Source organism: Escherichia sp. TW14182, assembly GCF_000208525.1.
GTDB classification, from domain to species: domain Bacteria; phylum Pseudomonadota; class Gammaproteobacteria; order Enterobacterales; family Enterobacteriaceae; genus Escherichia; species Escherichia ruysiae.
Genome location: NZ_AEJZ01000269.1, coordinates 1 through 14,807, shown reverse-complemented (window position 1 = coordinate 14,807; position 14,807 = coordinate 1). Strand labels below are relative to the sequence as shown.

Below are 14,807 nucleotides of genomic sequence, written 5' to 3'. Positions count from 1 at the left end.
GGGCGTTGTAGCTAAAGTTCTGAGCTAATTACTCGTTAATTAGTTTTGAATTGAAAAGGGCGCTTCGGCGCCCTTTTTGCATATGAAAGCTGGGACGCGAATATTCGTAATTTTATCTGTGCTAAATATCGAATTCATAAATATTACCAGATGCACATATTTTTAATGCAAATATATTAAATTCAATAAAACTTTATTTATTCAGGCTTTTTTCTGATTTTTATTTCTTTGTTTTATTCTATGTTGAAGCGTTCCATTAAAAAGTAAATAATTTCATTGAAGGACTTAATGTCTTGAAGTATTTTTTAATACGTCAAAAGGGATAATAATGAAATTAAATATATTTACCAAATCAATGATTGGTATGGGGTTGATTTGCTCCTCTTTACCAGCATTTGCTTTGGAAGCATGGAATAACCAACAAGGTGGAAGTAAATATCAGGTTATTTTCGATGGTAAGGTTTATGAAAATGCCTGGTGGGTTTCTTCTACAAATTGCCCCGGTAAAGCGAAAGCAAATGATGCAACTAACCCGTGGCGTTTAAAGCGTACGGCAACGGCTGCTGAAATTAGCCAGTTTGGCAATACGCTTTCCTGCGAAAAGAGCAGTAGCTCATCTTCTTCAACTTCAAATACGCCTGCATCCAATACGCCAACTAATGGTGGTTCAACTACACCAGCACAAGGTACTGTTCCATCAAATTCATCTGTAGTTGCCTGGAATAAACAGCAGGGCGGTCAGACCTGGTATGTCGTCTTTAATGGCGCGGTATATAAAAATGCCTGGTGGGTAGCCTCTTCTAACTGTCCGGGCGATGCGAAAGGCAATGATGCCAGCAATCCATGGCGTTATGTCCGTGCCGCTACGGCAACGGAAATCACGCAAACCAGTAATCCACAGTCCTGTACTTCAGCACCACAGCCTGCACCGGACGTTAAACCGGCACCGGACGTTAAACCGGCTCCTGATGTTCAGCCAGCCCCAGCTGATAAGTCAAACGACAACTATGCTGTCGTAGCCTGGAAAGGTCAGGAAGGTTCTTCTACATGGTACGTTATCTACAACGGCGGCATTTATAAGAACGCCTGGTGGGTAGGCGCGGCAAATTGCCCAGGCGATGCGAAAGAAAACGACGCCAGCAATCCATGGCGCTATGTTCGTGCGGCAACGGCAACAGAAATCACTCAGTATGGCAATCCAGGCTCCTGCTCTGTTAAGCCGGACAATGGTGGTGCTGTGACTCCGGTTGATCCGGCGCCGGTAACACCAGATACTCCGGTTACCCCAACTCCGGATAACAACGAACCATCAACACCAGCGGATAGCAGTAACGATTACTCATTACAGGCATGGAGTGGTCAGGAAGGTAGCGAAATTTACCATGTTATCTTCAATGGTAATGTCTATCAGAATGCCTGGTGGGTTGGTTCTAAAGATTGCCCGCGTGGCACCAGCGCTGAGAACTCCAATAACCCATGGCGTCTCGTGCGTACAGCTACCGCTGCGGAAATGAGTCAGTACGGTAACCCGACTACCTGTGAAATTGATAACGGCGGCGTTATCGTTGCAGATGGCTTCCAGGCCAGTAAAGCGTACAGTGCGAACAGCATTGTAGATTATAACGATGCGCATTATAAAACGTCAGTGGATCAGGACGCGTGGGGCTTTGTTCCTGGCGGCGATAACCCGTGGAAGAAATACGAATCGGCAAAAGCGTGGTCTGCATCGACAGTCTACGTGAAAGGCGATCGTGTGGTGGTTGATGGTCAGGCATATGAAGCCTTGTTCTGGACACAAAATGATAACCCTGCGCTGGTTGCGAACCAGAACGCCACCGGTAGCAATAGCCGCCCGTGGAAGCCATTGGGTAAAGCACAGAGCTATAGCAGCGACGAGCTGAAAAATGCGCCAGAGTTTAATCCAGCGACGCTTTATGCCAGCGATACGCTGATTCGCTTCAATGGCGTGAACTATATTTCTCAAAGTAAAGTGCAGAAGGTTTCACCATCTGACAGCAACCCGTGGCGTGTCTTTGTTGACTGGACCGGAACCAAAGAGCGCGTAGGTACGCCGAAGAAAGCGTGGCCGAAACACGTATATGCACCGTATGTCGACTTTACGCTGAATACAATCCCGGATCTGGCTGCGCTGGCTAAGAATCATAACGTCAACCACTTCACGCTGGCGTTTGTGGTGAGTAAAGATGCGAACACCTGTCTTCCGACATGGGGTACTGCTTACGGTATGCAGAATTACGCTCAGTACAGCAAAATTAAAGCTCTGCGTGAAGCAGGCGGCGATGTGATGCTGTCTATCGGTGGTGCTAATAACGCTCCGCTGGCGGCTTCCTGTAAGAACGTTGACGATCTGATGCAGCATTATTATGACATCGTTGATAACCTGAATCTCAGAGTCCTGGACTTCGATATCGAAGGCACCTGGGTTGCGGATCAGGCATCTATTGAACGTCGTAACCTTGCCGTGAAGAAGGTGCAGGATAAATGGAAGTCAGAAGGCAAAGATATTGCTATCTGGTACACCTTGCCAATTCTGCCGACTGGCTTGACGCCGGAAGGGATGAACGTCCTGAGCGATGCCAAAGCGAAAGGTGTTGAGCTGGCGGGTGTGAACGTGATGACCATGGACTACGGTAACGCAATTTGTCAGTCTGCAAATACCGAAGGCCAGAACATCCACGGTAAGTGTGCAACGTCGGCGATTGCCAACCTGCATTCACAATTGAAAGGCCTCCATCCCAACAAGAGCGATGCAGAAATTGACGCCATGATGGGCACCACGCCGATGGTTGGCGTGAACGACGTTCAGGGTGAAGTTTTCTATCTCTCTGATGCTCGTCTGGTCATGCAGGATGCGCAAACTCGCAACCTCGGCATGGTGGGTATCTGGTCAATCGCGCGTGATCTGCCGGGCGGCACTAACCTGTCTCCGGAATTCCACGGTCTGACTAAAGAACAAGCTCCGAAGTACGCATTCAGTGCGATCTTCGCGCCGTTTACTAAGCAGTAAATTTGCTGGCGATACTTTCTGGTATCGCCGCATTTTTTGTCAATGGGCTACATTTTTGTAGCCCATTATTTTTATTCATATTTCTATTTTTTGATTAAAAAAGAGTCTTTTCGTAATTGAAATAAGAACTATTTTCATTTATTTTTGAAGAAAGTATACGGGAGTCTCTATGTACGTTTGTCTTTGTAATGGTATCAGTGATAAAAAAATTCGTCAGGCTGTGCGCCAGTTTTCTCCCCACTCGTTCCAGCAATTAAAAAAATTTATTCCGGTTGGAAACCAGTGCGGTAAATGTGTCAGAGCCGCACGTGAGGTGATGGAGGATGAATTAATGCAGCTGCCGGAGTTTAAGGAGTCCGCATAAAACGGAGTGTGTTTTTTGACTTACTCGTAAGCCGTTCTACTCTTCAAAGAGTGGAAGCGAAGGAGTCAAAAAATGAAAGGTGATACTAAAGTTATAAATTATCTCAACAAACTGTTGGGAAATGAGCTTGTCGCAATCAATCAGTACTTTCTCCATGCCCGGATGTTTAAAAACTGGGGGCTCAAACGTCTCAATGATGTGGAGTACCATGAATCCATTGATGAGATGAAACACGCCGATCGTTATATAGAGCGCATTCTTTTTCTGGAAGGTCTTCCAAATTTACAGGATCTGGGAAAACTAAACATTGGTGAAGATGTTGAGGAAATGCTGCGTTCTGATCTGGCACTTGAGCTGGATGGCGCGAAGAATTTACGCGAGGCAATTGGTTATGCCGATAGCGTTCATGATTACGTCAGCCGCGATATGATGATAGAAATTCTGCGTGATGAAGAAGGCCATATTGACTGGCTGGAAACGGAACTTGATTTGATTCAGAAAATGGGCCTGCAAAATTATTTGCAAGCACAGATTCGCGAAGAAGGCTAAGCCATGTCGGGAGGGACATTCCTCCCGGTTAATAAGAGATCCAGACCAGATACGTCAGGTTTATCATACTACCGAGCGCAAGCCACGGGCCGAATGCAATTGTGGTGATGGTCTGACGCTGCCACAGTTGTGATGCGATGGCGTAAAAAATGCCTCCCAGCGAGGCAATAAGTAATATCATTGGTAGCGTTTGCCAACCACACCACGCGCCTGCAGCGGCCAGTAGCTTGAAATCACCGTAGCCTAATCCCTCTTTGTGACATACAAACCACACCCCCCAGAAAACACACCACAGTACCCCATATCCAGCTACCGCGCCGTAAATTGCATCATGTAAATCAACTAATCCAGACTGCGCATTAAATAACAAGCCAAGCCAGAGCAGTGGCAAGGTGAGTTTGTCGGGCAGGAGCTGGGTACGAAAATCAATAACACTGAGCGTGAGTGCGAAGCAGAAGTAGAGAAAGAGCGCGCCAGTCACGATCGGCATGAAAGGTGCCAGGGCGCAGGCGATTGCCGCAACCACGCAAAGTGCCATAGGCAACGTGTCATGCCAGACATATTTTTTTTGCCTGAAATGAACCAAAACCTGGCGAAAAGTTAACGCCGTTTTATCCTCCAAAGGCGAGAGGTGATAGGCCACGGCATTCACCAGGTAACCAGCAATAAAGCCAGCCAGAATGAAGAGCGGCAGTAGCATTGTCATTATTGTTGCCCTCTGAAGGATAAATGCTTGAGGGTGATCTCTTCGTTTCCGGCAAGGGTAAATTGAAGATCCTCAATAACAATACCGTATGTTATCTGTGCCGTAGTCAGCCAGCGGGAGACGTTTTCGAGGGGGAATGTGGCAGGATGAATTGTCAGCGTATCGTCCGGGCCATTCTCTAGCGTAATAGCTAAATTCTCACGCTTTGCTTCCTCAAGAAGGATATTTTTGACCGGTTGCCTGAGCGTGGGATGGTCAAGTAATCCATGTGCACTCGCCTGGTCTTGCATCCATTTAATATCCTTTTTAATTTTTTGTATGCGGGATTGATGATCCGCAATGTAGTTATCGATAGGTTTTATTACCGCAAGCCAGCAGAAAACGCAGAGCGAGAGAATCGCCAGCCCTATAATAATTTGTTTTTCCGATGGGGATTTTTCAGTCCACCATAATTTAATCATTTCCCTGTGCTCCTTACTGTCCATACACCACTGACCGGATCTTTTTCTGTTTTTTCCATCGGAAGCCAGGACTGTGTTAACTCACAGAAACGATCAATATTGCCTTCGTTTTTCGAACTTATTTTCAAAATCAGTGATTTTTGCTTCTGACTGTAATTGGCTTCCATTAATTGCAGTTCAGGATGTTCCAGTAAGAGTGTTTGCAAATGATGGAGCAATGGCACCGCTTCAGGATATTGCTGGGCGAGTTGCTGCTTGAAGTAAAAACGAAAGTTGTGCGTTCGTTTGATCTGCGGGAAATATTGTTGCCAGGTTTCCTGCTGTTGTTGCTGAAGTTGGTCTTCAATCCCAAGCGTCTGCCAGAGAACGATTCCCCGACTACCAGCAAAAGAGAGAATGGCAAAAATGAGACTGCTTACTGCCAGCCTGGCGAGCCATTTTCCCGATCTGCTGACAGTTTTCTGTTTGCGAAAAACACCATGCAGCATGTCGTAGTGCTGGAGAGAATGATTGGCAGAATAAAAACGTAATGCTGGAGATTCTGCATGTTGGATAAGCGAATCGACCAGCACGATATCTGGAGCCGCAGTGCCAAAACAGATGACATTTTCAGGAGAAAACTGGGTGGCAAGATGCTGTAACCAGCGTTCATCAAGCTCGTTGAAGGCATGTGCAGCACTGCGAATCAGCCAGCTCGTTTGCTGGTTAACCAGAGTCCAGGAGCCTTCTTTCCAGGGAAGGTAACAACCATCTGGCAAAACCCGCGTCACGTTTAGTCCGGCAGTGTGTAAACGGTCAAGATAACGACTGAGTTTTTCCGACTGGATACCTATCACTTCCACTCGGTCATTTTGTTTATCAACAACCGTCCAGTGCCAGTTTTGGCTGGCGTCGGGTAACGTCTCCTCCGCCAGCCACTGTAATGTTTGCGCGGTGAGTTTGTATTTGGCGTTGGGCAACGTGAGTGAACGATATAAAAGACCTTCCGGTGGGATCAGAAGATGAACATTTCCTGCACCGGGCTGATCGGCCAGCGACTCCAGCGGAAGATCGTCTGTGAGCGTATGTACTGAAGATACGCTATCTGCGGAGTATGTCATCCACTCCCATTGCTTACGTAGCGTCGAGGAAGAACGTATTACCATCAACGATTCAGGCATCACGATCCTTATGATTAATAGAGTTGCAGCGTACGCCGATAGATTTGGGCGCTCTGCTGTTTACGGTTGAAGAAAATATGGCTCTGCCATCCCTGGGATTGCTCGTCGCTGATACTTTCCGTATTCAGCGTAAAATAGCGGCTATAGGGAAAGAGATGTTCTTTCACCTGAGAAACCAAGGGCTTCACGCCGGAGAAATCCTGCTGTGCCCAGTAGAGAAATGCATCTGTGGTTAACCAGCCTTCCTTTGGTCGCTTTTGTAATAAGACCTGTGCGTCCGCGTCCGTGATATTGTTGAGAAATAATGCTCTTAATAACGGGATATCATTCTCAGTTAACATATTAAGATTAATATTGAGTTCAGTGGTTGGGAGGACGCAGACATAAGGAATAATTCGCTGATAGGCGTTCTCGGTTATTCCTTTTATCTGACGGAGTTCACCAGTCAGAAAAAGCATCTGATTGGCGCTATGGCGAGGTGGCATCTGGCTTTGGTAAAAGTTGTCTTCTGCGCCGTGAAAGCGTGGCGAATCATCAGCGTCGATATAGTCGGCGATAGATTGCATGATCTCATCGGTGTTTGCGCGATCGATTCCCGCGTTGATCAGCAAAGCGCCGAAAACCTGCGCGGGGAAATCCGGGATTGCCAGTGGATCGTCGGAGACTTTTGCCAGGGCATTGAGATTGAAACAGTGCTGAGCATCGTGTAGCTGCCACTTCACCGTATTGCCATTGTCCAGCTGTATCTGTTGTGGCTGCGCCCAGTACTGCTGCAACGTGGTCTGTCTGTCGTTATCTTTAACATCCTGAGTGAGGCTGGCAAGAGCGAGTTTCTCCGCCAGTTCAATATCATATTGTCGTTGTAAGTGATGGTTTACCTGGCGAGTTCGCTGAAGCTGGTTGTGAAAACTCAGTGTCATATCCGCAGCCAGAGCGGACATGAGCGCCAGTAACATGAGTACGATGAGCAGCGCGACGCCACGTTGTTCAATATTCATGTTATTCGCCCCTGGCCTGGTTTTGCTGCGGAGACTCTTCTCTTGTTAATAGCTCCGGCAAAGCAAAACGACGCTGTAACGCGCCATACTGCGGGGTATTCAGATGAAGAGTGACGGAGAGGGGAAGCTCCTCGCTTTCCCCGCTGTTACTTTCCAGAAGGAAGCCTTCGACATTTTCCAGCATTGCCTGGGCGGGTTGATCCTTCATGCTATCGACAGAGGTACGAACCGCGCGGTAGAGCGTATGATTTCGTAGATACCAGTGAACTGTTTGTAAGGTTTGCGCTTCATTGAGAGGAGCCTGTGGATCGCGACTCTGAGTGGTGAAAATGGCCTCTTCACCCAAAACTATGATTTTGTCCGTTCCCCGATTCCGGCGAATGACAAGTTGCAGGAGATCGTTATCAAGAATGGTGATGGCGCGCTGAAGCTGATTGAACTGCTGGATTTCTTTCTGTGAGCGTTGATGCAACTCGGAAGCTTGCGAAAAAATCATAAACGCCAGCACGCTAAGCATTGAGAAAATCGCCAGCGCCGCCATGACTTCCAGCAATGTGAAACCCTGCTGGCGATTAATCATCTTGCGCCTGCCCGGATTTATTATCGATATTTTGATAACGCGTAAGAGAGGTTGTCTGACCGCTGGGTAATGTAACGGTTATGGTGCGTTCCAGAAGCGTACCATCTTTGCTTGAGTGGATATCGCTGCGCCAGTTCCACTCTTCGCCATTTATTATCTCTTTGCCAGAACTGGACGTGTTTTCCTCGTCGAATGTATCTTGCAACTGAAGTTGGTTATCCGCTATCCACAACGCCAGCGTCTCGTTACGCATCCGCTCGATGGCATTTCTTTGCCCTTGCATACTGCTCATTAAGGTCAAAGCAACTGTGGTGAAAATGCTCATCGCCAGTAAGACTTCAAGTAATGTCATCCCTGATTGTTTGTTCATGGCCGGGTATCTCTGGCAAGCGTTTGATCCAGTGGCCATGTCCCTGAGCATACCAGTGTCAGGAGTGGCTCACCGGTCTCCTGGTTAGCAATCAATATGGAGAATGGGGTGATTTGCCCATCGGCCAGAATCACCACCTGCGGTTGGCTGCTGTCATCCGATTTAAATGGCTGGGTGTGAATCGCAATTTCATCACTCCAGTGATTTTCGCTATCGTCATCCGCATCCTCTTTGAGCGGGATCCAGAGCCAACTTGACGAATTTCTGGTTGGTGCCATAAGACGCCAGCCTGAATCAGAGAAATGGATACCGACCGGCTGCCCGTGAAGCGTGGCGCGGTCGACGGCCAGTTCAAGCGCAGCGGTAAATTGCGCTGCTGTTTCGCGCGCACGGGTGCTGGCGGTATCTTCCCGACCATATGTGAAGAGCACCACGCTTGCCGTGATAGCGACCAGCGCCAGCACCAGCATCATTTCCAGCAGGGTAAACCCGCGTTGCTGATTCATCGCTGACTTATTTTTTCTTCTTGCTCAAACCCCAGTTGGTAATGTCGTCCTCGGTTCCCATTTCACCATCGGGCCCTGCTGAAAGCAGATCGTATGCACCATGTTCGCCAGGATTAACGAGGACATAATCATTGCCCCAGGGATCGGCAGGCAGACGCTTGATATAACCTTCCTTGTTATAGTTTGCGGCCAGCGGTGGCAGCGTCGGTGCTTCGACTAAGGATTCAAGCCCCTGATTTGTGGTTGGATAGCGATGATTGTCGAGCTTGTACATATCCAATGCATTTTCCAGCGCCACGATATCGCTGACGGCTTTTTGTTTATCCGCCTTTTCTTTATTGCCCATCAGGTTGGGAACCACCAGGCTGGCAAGTACGCCAATGATGACAATAACCACCATAATTTCCAGTAATGTAAAACCGCGTTGCTTATCCGTTGCGTGCATATATTTTCCTTAATTAATCATTGAGTTAAGTTGAAGAAGAGGTTGGAGTACCGAGACGACGATAAACAGGACGATCAGTGCCATCGTAATAATGAGTGCCGGTTCGAAGATGGAGAGCGTTAAGGCGATTCGGTTTTGTTGCAGCGTCTCCTGGTTGTCCGCTGCCCTGACCATTAATGTGCCGAGCTGCCCGCTTTTTTCGCCAGAGGCCACCATGTAGAGCATCATTGGCGGGAAGATTGCGGTTTGCTCCAGCGAAAGATGAATGCTGTTACCCTGGCGAACGTTCTCTGCCGCATTTGCCAGGCGCTGGCGAATTTCGAGGTTGCTGAGGCTTTCGGTGGATAAATTCATCCCATCAAGCAGAGGGACTCCGCTGGATTGTAAAATACTTAAGGTGCGGAGATAGCGTGCACTGTTTATGGCGCAAATCAGTGGACCAATGAGCGCAACACGCAGCAGCATGGCATGAAAACGATGGCGGTTATTGCCGCGTTTTAACCAGAGCCAGAAACCTACAGCGACAATAAACACCGTCGCTAATAATGTCGGGCCGGTACGTTGCAACGTGTCGCTCAGACCTAAAAGAATGCGTGTACTCAGCGGCAGTTGCTGTTTCATATGCACGAACTGTTCGGTAATTTTGGGCACGACAGCAGTGAGGAGAATAATCACGACCACAATCGCCACCGTGGTGAGCATGCAGGGGTAGATCAGCGACTGAATGAGTTTGCTGCGGATTTTCTGCCGGTTTTCATTGTAATCAGCCAGTTTTTCCAACACCGGAGCCAGAAGCCCGCTCTTTTCGCCCGCTTTGACCAGGGTACGGTAGAGCGAATCGAAAAGCGTGGGAAAATGCTGTAATGCATCGGAAAGGGGATGCCCTTCAAGGATGGCGCTACGTACCTGATTTAACACGTCAGTCAGTCGTTTATTACTGCTTTGCTGACCGATTACGGCAAGGCTCTCTTCCAGGGGTAATGCCGCCGCGCTTAAGGTTGCCAACTGCCGGGTGAAAAGCGTCAGTTCACTATGGCTAATCCTCGGGCGACGCGTTTTTACTCCCGAACTTTTTTGGGGGCGAATATCCAGCAGGAAAAGCCCTTCTTCACGCAGGCGCAGTCGTGCCTGACGTTCATCGTTAGCATCAATGATCCCCTGCAATTTTTGACCATCCTGGGTCATGGCGCGATAGCGATAATTCATGCTTCACTCTCCAGCGTGACGCTGGCGACGCGCATCACTTCATCCCAGGAGGTGTCTCCACTTATCACTTTGTGCAGGCCATTTTTGATTAAGGCATTGTGTTGCTGCCGAACCAGTCGCTCCAGAGCTTGTTCATCCACATTTTCATGAACAGCAGCTCGTAATTCCGGTGTAATAACCATCATTTCGTGGATCGCCATGCGCCCCAGATAGCCGGATTGATGGCAGTGAGGACAGCCAACGGGAGTGCCAATCGTAGTAACAGTTAGCTGGTGATGTGTAAACATCTGCGCTTGTTGGGGGGATACAGGAGTGAATTGTCGGCATTGCGGACAAAGACGACGAACCAGCCGTTGCGCGATAATTCCTGCCAGGGAAGACGAAAGTAGAAATGATTCGACGCCCATGTCGCGGAGCCGGGTCACTGCGCCTGATGCGCTGTTAGTGTGGAGTGTTGAGAGCACCAGATGGCCGGTGAGCGAAGCCTGAACAGCAATCTGCGCGGTTTCTGTATCACGAATTTCCCCAACCATCACAACATCCGGATCCTGGCGAAGAATGGCGCGCAAGCCGCGAGCGAAAGACATATCCACTCGGGTATTCACCTGCGTTTGTCCTATGCCTTCCAGTTCATATTCCACGGGATCTTCTACCGTCAGAATATTGCGGCCAGGGGTATTAAGCGCCGAAAGAATGGCGTAGAGCGTGGTGCTTTTACCGGAACCTGTCGGCCCGGTCACCAGGATAATACCGTGCGGAAGCTGAATGAGATTTTCTAAATCCTGCTTATCCGCAGCCGTCATCCCCAGATTGTTCAATGAAAGCTGGAGGCTGTTTTTATCCAGCAGGCGGAGCACGGCGCGTTCACCATAGATGGACGGCAGTGTGGATACGCGGACATCTATGTTACGTCGCCCGATACGCAAACTGATTCTTCCATCCTGCGGAATACGTTTTTCGGCGATATCAAGCCGAGCCATGACCTTTATTCGGGAGATAAGCAACGCTGCCAGTTTTTTGTTTGGCTGTAAAATTGTCCGCAGAACGCCGTCAATGCGAAAACGGATCGACATTGTTTTTTCATAGGTTTCTATGTGGATGTCGGAGGCGGTTTCTTTAATAGCCTCACTTAAAATGGCGTTGATTAAACGGATAACCGGTGCGGCTGAATCTTCATTCAGTAGATCTTCATTCGCAGGCATTTCTTCTGAGAGGGAGAGGAGATCGACGGATTGATCAATATCCTGCGCAATCTGTTGCGACTCACCAGTGTTCTGATGGAATACCGCTTCCAGCCGTGCTTCAAAATCAGCCTGCGACAAGCGGGTCATGGTATGGCACTGACCAACCTGGCGCTGAATATCGAGTAACTGCTCGAATGGCGTACCGGCGAGATAAATAATCTCCCCCTCTGAATAGAGATAACCGACTCTTTGTGCCATTGCCCAACTGGCAGGGTATGGTGAGTGAATTCTCATGTGAATGCCTCACCGCGACGATGACACAGGGGGGTGGCTGTTGAACGTGTTTTCATCCAGCACCGGTAAATCTTCAGAGCCAACCAATGCTTTTGATTTCGCGTCTATTCGTTGTTGTTGCTCCTGACGGTAGCGGGTGTATTTATCTTTCGACAGTGAGCGATAAACATCATCGTCACGGATAATCGTCGGTCGGATAAATACCATCAGGTTGCGTTTGGCGCGCTCGGTCGAGGTATAGCGGAAGAGTTGCCCCACTAAAGGAATATCGCCAAGTAAAGGAACCTTTGACACTTGCTCTTTAGAAAAATCATCCAGCAATCCGCCCAGGACTACCGTTTCACCGGTTTTGACCAGCACGGCGTTTTGAATAGTTCGGGTATTGAATGTCGGGCCGAGCGTCGAATTAGACGAAGAGTCAACGCTGGAAACCTCCTGCTCTATTTCGAGCAGTACCGCGTCGCCTTCATTGACCTGCGGAGTGACTTTGAGTTTTGTGCCCACCGTTTTGCGTTCGACGGTATTAAAGACGTTATCCCCAGAAGTGGTCTGGGAGCCGGATAGCACCGGCACATCCTGACCAACGTTGAAGGACGCGAGTTTATTATCCAGCGTTACGATGCTCGGGGTGGCGAGGATATCATTTTTATTGTTACTAGCCAGCGCAGTCAGCAATACGCCCCAGTCGCCATTGAAGAAGCCTGCGGCCATGCCATTGTAGGCGCTAAACATATCCCAGGCAGGATTCGCGCTGGTGATCCCGCCATTCTTTTTATAATCAGCCACACCTTGCGCAGCGTTAAATATCGGTAATCCTGTATTGGTAAATTGCTGTGCGCCAACGTTTTTGTTCGCCCATTGCACGCCGAGGTTAAGTCCATTTCCATCCTGAACTTCGACGATGATCGCCTCAACCAGCACCTGTGCACGACGAATATCCAGACGCGCAATTACCGTGGCGAGTTTTTCCTGGACGGACTGGTCAGCGGTAATGACCAACGAGTTGGTCTGTTCATCGGCGGTAATGGCAACATTATCCATCGCAGAAGAAGACGAAGGCTTAAGCGCATTTCCTTTTTCATCTTTCAGCTTTTCGGAAACGCCGGTCAATACTTCGACCAGATTTGTGGCTTTAGCATATTTCAGGTAATAGACCCGGGTATTTCCTTCCTCGCTCTCTTCTACATCAAGTGTTTTCAGTAATGAGGTGATGCGCTGACGTGCTTTTTCCGGCCCGCTGATGATAAGAGAGTTGGTTCGCTTATCCGCCACAATCTTCGCGGAAAGGAGGGCAGGCATCTGGCTTTTACCGTGGCTTTCGCTGATTAATTGATTAAGAATCTCGGCGAGATCTTCCGCTGACGCGTATTCCAGATGAATAATTTGCTGCTTCTCTGTGCCGATGACATCAACGCGCTTTATCACTTCAATCAGTTTATTAATGGTGGAGGCACGACCGGTCAGAATGAGAACGTTGGAGGGTTCATAATGCACAACGTTACCGACGCTGCCGCCATCCATCATTTGACGCAGCAGGGGAGCCAGGTCACGAGCAGGAACGTTCTCAAGCGGTACGATTCGGGTGACCAACTCATCACCTATGCCTGGACGATAACTGTCAGCAATCATTCCTGGCGATGTTTTTACATTAGCTGAGCGCACCACTTTCAGAAAACCATTGTCCAGCGTGATCACGGAATAGCCGTAAAGATCAAGAATGCTCAAAAAGAACTGGTAGTACTCTTGCTGACTAAACGTATCATTGCTGCGTACGGAAATGGTTCCTTGAACCGAGGGATCAATCAGAATTGTTTTACCCAGATGCTGGCTTACAATTTCCACGAACTGACGGATATCAGCATTATTGAAATTGGCTCCGTATTGTTCGTTCTCAGTATGCCCGACGGAAGGCATAAGTAGCGCCGCCAACAGGCAACATGTGATTTTATTTAATCCCTTCATCACTCTGTCCATTCATTCCAGTAAGTTCCCTGACGGAAACATTTATCAAGCGGGGTACGCCGTTGCGACGAATTGTAAACTGAGCGCTCTGTTGGGTTAGCAGTAAACTTAATGCCTGGGAAACCTCATCAGGGAGGGTCAGTGAAAGATTGTTGATTCTAAGGGCGACATCGCCAGGTTGCAGTAAGCTGGTAGCAAATGCATCGCGCCCTTTACGCGGATTCAATCGAAGGCCAAATAATTGATCCCCGTCACGAATAGGCGTCGCGATAATAAAATCTGCGAGCACACTTTGAGTATCAGAGTCAGGTTGCTCGATAACGTCCGGTAATCCCGGATGAAGCGTGACTTTTTCGAACTGTCCGTGAGTTTCAAAAACCACGCTGGTTTTATTTATTTTTCGGATGAATGTTGCCGGTGCTGACTCCAGGGCATCGTTCAGGGCATATCGCTTTTGTTCTGCGCCTTCATTAACTAAAACATAAGATGTCTCATCATTAGACGTCAGAATGATACCACTGAGTACGACAGAAAGCTTTGGCGTTTCTTGTTGGGCAGAAATCAGATGTGTGTCTTTTATACCCGCGTTACTGCCATTACGCCATAAACCCGCAAGGTTGAAATCAGATTTAAATGCGCCACCTGGTTGGTTAATGATTTGTGCATTTTTGACCAGGTTTGTGTGGAAATAATTTATATTAAAAATAACCGCCACCACACTTATGGATATCATCAATATATAAATGACTGTGCGTCTATTATGAATTGCCAGATGGAAGGAGAAAGGTAGGGTTGGCACGATATATATTCTAATAAAATAAATTGGGTGGGTTGTATATTGACGTTACTATAAATAGTATTAATGCTGGTTGAATGAATCAAGCGAAATTTATTTATATTCAGTTAACGCATTAATATCAATAAATGCATTCGTTATTTTTATGATTAAGGATAATCGATTATTAATACAGGAAATGTAATGAACACATCCCCC

At 48.1% G+C, this 14,807-nt stretch carries 15 protein-coding genes; 3 read left to right on the top strand and 12 right to left on the bottom strand.

Annotation, left to right across the window (positions count from 1 at the left end):
* Positions 1-328 precede the first annotated feature (328 nt).
* The 3 genes from chiA (at position 329) to bfr (ending at position 3,941) form a co-directional block, all read left to right on the top strand.
* On the top strand, positions 329-3,028 hold the full coding sequence (gene chiA, locus EQY_RS0119680; RefSeq protein WP_000773132.1) for a bifunctional chitinase/lysozyme: 2,700 nt from the start codon (positions 329-331) through the stop codon (positions 3,026-3,028).
* A 169-nt stretch (positions 3,029-3,197) separates the two neighbouring features.
* Entirely contained in the window at positions 3,198-3,392 is a 195-nt protein-coding gene (bfd, locus tag EQY_RS0119675; protein ID WP_000289085.1) for a bacterioferritin-associated ferredoxin, read from the top strand.
* Positions 3,393-3,464: 72 nt separating this feature from the next.
* Positions 3,465-3,941: a bacterioferritin gene (gene bfr / locus EQY_RS0119670; RefSeq protein WP_000675504.1), complete on the top strand. Its 477-nt coding sequence runs from the start codon at positions 3,465-3,467 to the stop codon at positions 3,939-3,941.
* Positions 3,942-3,969: 28 nt separating this feature from the next.
* Here the strand turns inward: bfr and EQY_RS0119665 are convergent, their stop codons facing one another.
* Genes EQY_RS0119665 through gspC form a run of 12 tightly spaced genes read right to left on the bottom strand, consistent with a single transcriptional unit; the run spans position 3,970 to position 14,612 of the window.
* Entirely contained in the window at positions 3,970-4,647 is a 678-nt protein-coding gene (locus EQY_RS0119665) for a prepilin peptidase (RefSeq protein ID WP_000178153.1), read from the bottom strand.
* On the bottom strand, positions 4,647-5,108 hold the full coding sequence (locus EQY_RS0119660) for a type II secretion system protein M (protein WP_000594195.1): 462 nt from the start codon (positions 5,106-5,108) through the stop codon (positions 4,647-4,649). The genes EQY_RS0119665 and EQY_RS0119660 overlap by 1 nt, the downstream gene beginning before the upstream one ends.
* Complete coding sequence (gene gspL / locus EQY_RS0119655) at positions 5,105-6,268, bottom strand: type II secretion system protein GspL (protein ID WP_001115246.1); 1,164 nt, start codon at positions 6,266-6,268, stop codon at positions 5,105-5,107. The genes EQY_RS0119660 and gspL overlap by 4 nt, the downstream gene beginning before the upstream one ends.
* 14 nt (positions 6,269-6,282) lie before the next feature.
* Positions 6,283-7,266 (bottom strand): type II secretion system minor pseudopilin GspK, encoded by a 984-nt coding sequence (gspK, locus tag EQY_RS0119650; RefSeq protein ID WP_001019676.1) that lies wholly within the window; start codon positions 7,264-7,266, stop codon positions 6,283-6,285.
* A gap of 1 nt (position 7,267) precedes the next feature.
* The gene (locus EQY_RS0119645) at positions 7,268-7,846 is read right to left on the bottom strand and encodes a PulJ/GspJ family protein (RefSeq protein ID WP_000610630.1); all 579 of its coding nucleotides are present in this window, start codon (positions 7,844-7,846) and stop codon (positions 7,268-7,270) included.
* Positions 7,839-8,216, bottom strand: a complete 378-nt coding sequence (gene gspI / locus EQY_RS0119640; protein WP_001041751.1) for a type II secretion system minor pseudopilin GspI — start codon at positions 8,214-8,216, stop codon at positions 7,839-7,841. The genes EQY_RS0119645 and gspI overlap by 8 nt, the downstream gene beginning before the upstream one ends.
* Complete coding sequence (gene gspH, locus EQY_RS0119635) at positions 8,213-8,722, bottom strand: type II secretion system minor pseudopilin GspH (RefSeq protein WP_001076041.1); 510 nt, start codon at positions 8,720-8,722, stop codon at positions 8,213-8,215. Before gspH ends, gspI begins: the two co-directional genes overlap by 4 nt.
* Before the next feature lie 7 nt (positions 8,723-8,729).
* A complete protein-coding gene (gene gspG / locus EQY_RS0119630) occupies positions 8,730-9,167 on the bottom strand; it encodes a type II secretion system major pseudopilin GspG (protein ID WP_000543367.1) in 438 nt (145 codons plus the stop codon).
* Between the two features lie 9 nt (positions 9,168-9,176).
* Positions 9,177-10,373 (bottom strand): type II secretion system inner membrane protein GspF, encoded by a 1,197-nt coding sequence (gene gspF / locus EQY_RS0119625; protein WP_001109574.1) that lies wholly within the window; start codon positions 10,371-10,373, stop codon positions 9,177-9,179.
* A complete protein-coding gene (gspE, locus tag EQY_RS0119620) occupies positions 10,370-11,851 on the bottom strand; it encodes a type II secretion system ATPase GspE (protein ID WP_001219909.1) in 1,482 nt (493 codons plus the stop codon). The genes gspF and gspE overlap by 4 nt, the downstream gene beginning before the upstream one ends.
* A gap of 9 nt (positions 11,852-11,860) precedes the next feature.
* A complete protein-coding gene (gene gspD / locus EQY_RS0119615) occupies positions 11,861-13,813 on the bottom strand; it encodes a type II secretion system secretin GspD (RefSeq protein ID WP_024212666.1) in 1,953 nt (650 codons plus the stop codon).
* Positions 13,797-14,612, bottom strand: a complete 816-nt coding sequence (gene gspC, locus EQY_RS0119610; protein WP_001142681.1) for a type II secretion system protein GspC — start codon at positions 14,610-14,612, stop codon at positions 13,797-13,799. The genes gspD and gspC overlap by 17 nt, the downstream gene beginning before the upstream one ends.
* Positions 14,613-14,807: the final 195 nt, after the last annotated feature.

Coding starts and splice junctions, on each gene's coding strand:
- chiA (WP_000773132.1), top strand. CDS start 329: ATGAAATTAAATATATTTACCAAATCAATGATTGGTATGGGGTTGATT.
- gspH (WP_001076041.1), bottom strand. CDS start 8,722: ATGAATCAGCAACGCGGGTTTACCCTGCTGGAAATGATGCTGGTGCTG.
- gspI (WP_001041751.1), bottom strand. CDS start 8,216: ATGAACAAACAATCAGGGATGACATTACTTGAAGTCTTACTGGCGATG.
- EQY_RS0119665 (WP_000178153.1), bottom strand. CDS start 4,647: ATGACAATGCTACTGCCGCTCTTCATTCTGGCTGGCTTTATTGCTGGT.
- gspD (WP_024212666.1), bottom strand. CDS start 13,813: ATGAAGGGATTAAATAAAATCACATGTTGCCTGTTGGCGGCGCTACTT.
- gspG (WP_000543367.1), bottom strand. CDS start 9,167: ATGCACGCAACGGATAAGCAACGCGGTTTTACATTACTGGAAATTATG.
- bfr (WP_000675504.1), top strand. CDS start 3,465: ATGAAAGGTGATACTAAAGTTATAAATTATCTCAACAAACTGTTGGGA.
- gspE (WP_001219909.1), bottom strand. CDS start 11,851: ATGAGAATTCACTCACCATACCCTGCCAGTTGGGCAATGGCACAAAGA.
- gspK (WP_001019676.1), bottom strand. CDS start 7,266: ATGAATATTGAACAACGTGGCGTCGCGCTGCTCATCGTACTCATGTTA.
- EQY_RS0119660 (WP_000594195.1), bottom strand. CDS start 5,108: ATGATTAAATTATGGTGGACTGAAAAATCCCCATCGGAAAAACAAATT.
- gspF (WP_001109574.1), bottom strand. CDS start 10,373: ATGAATTATCGCTATCGCGCCATGACCCAGGATGGTCAAAAATTGCAG.
- gspL (WP_001115246.1), bottom strand. CDS start 6,268: ATGCCTGAATCGTTGATGGTAATACGTTCTTCCTCGACGCTACGTAAG.
- EQY_RS0119645 (WP_000610630.1), bottom strand. CDS start 7,846: ATGATTAATCGCCAGCAGGGTTTCACATTGCTGGAAGTCATGGCGGCG.
- bfd (WP_000289085.1), top strand. CDS start 3,198: ATGTACGTTTGTCTTTGTAATGGTATCAGTGATAAAAAAATTCGTCAG.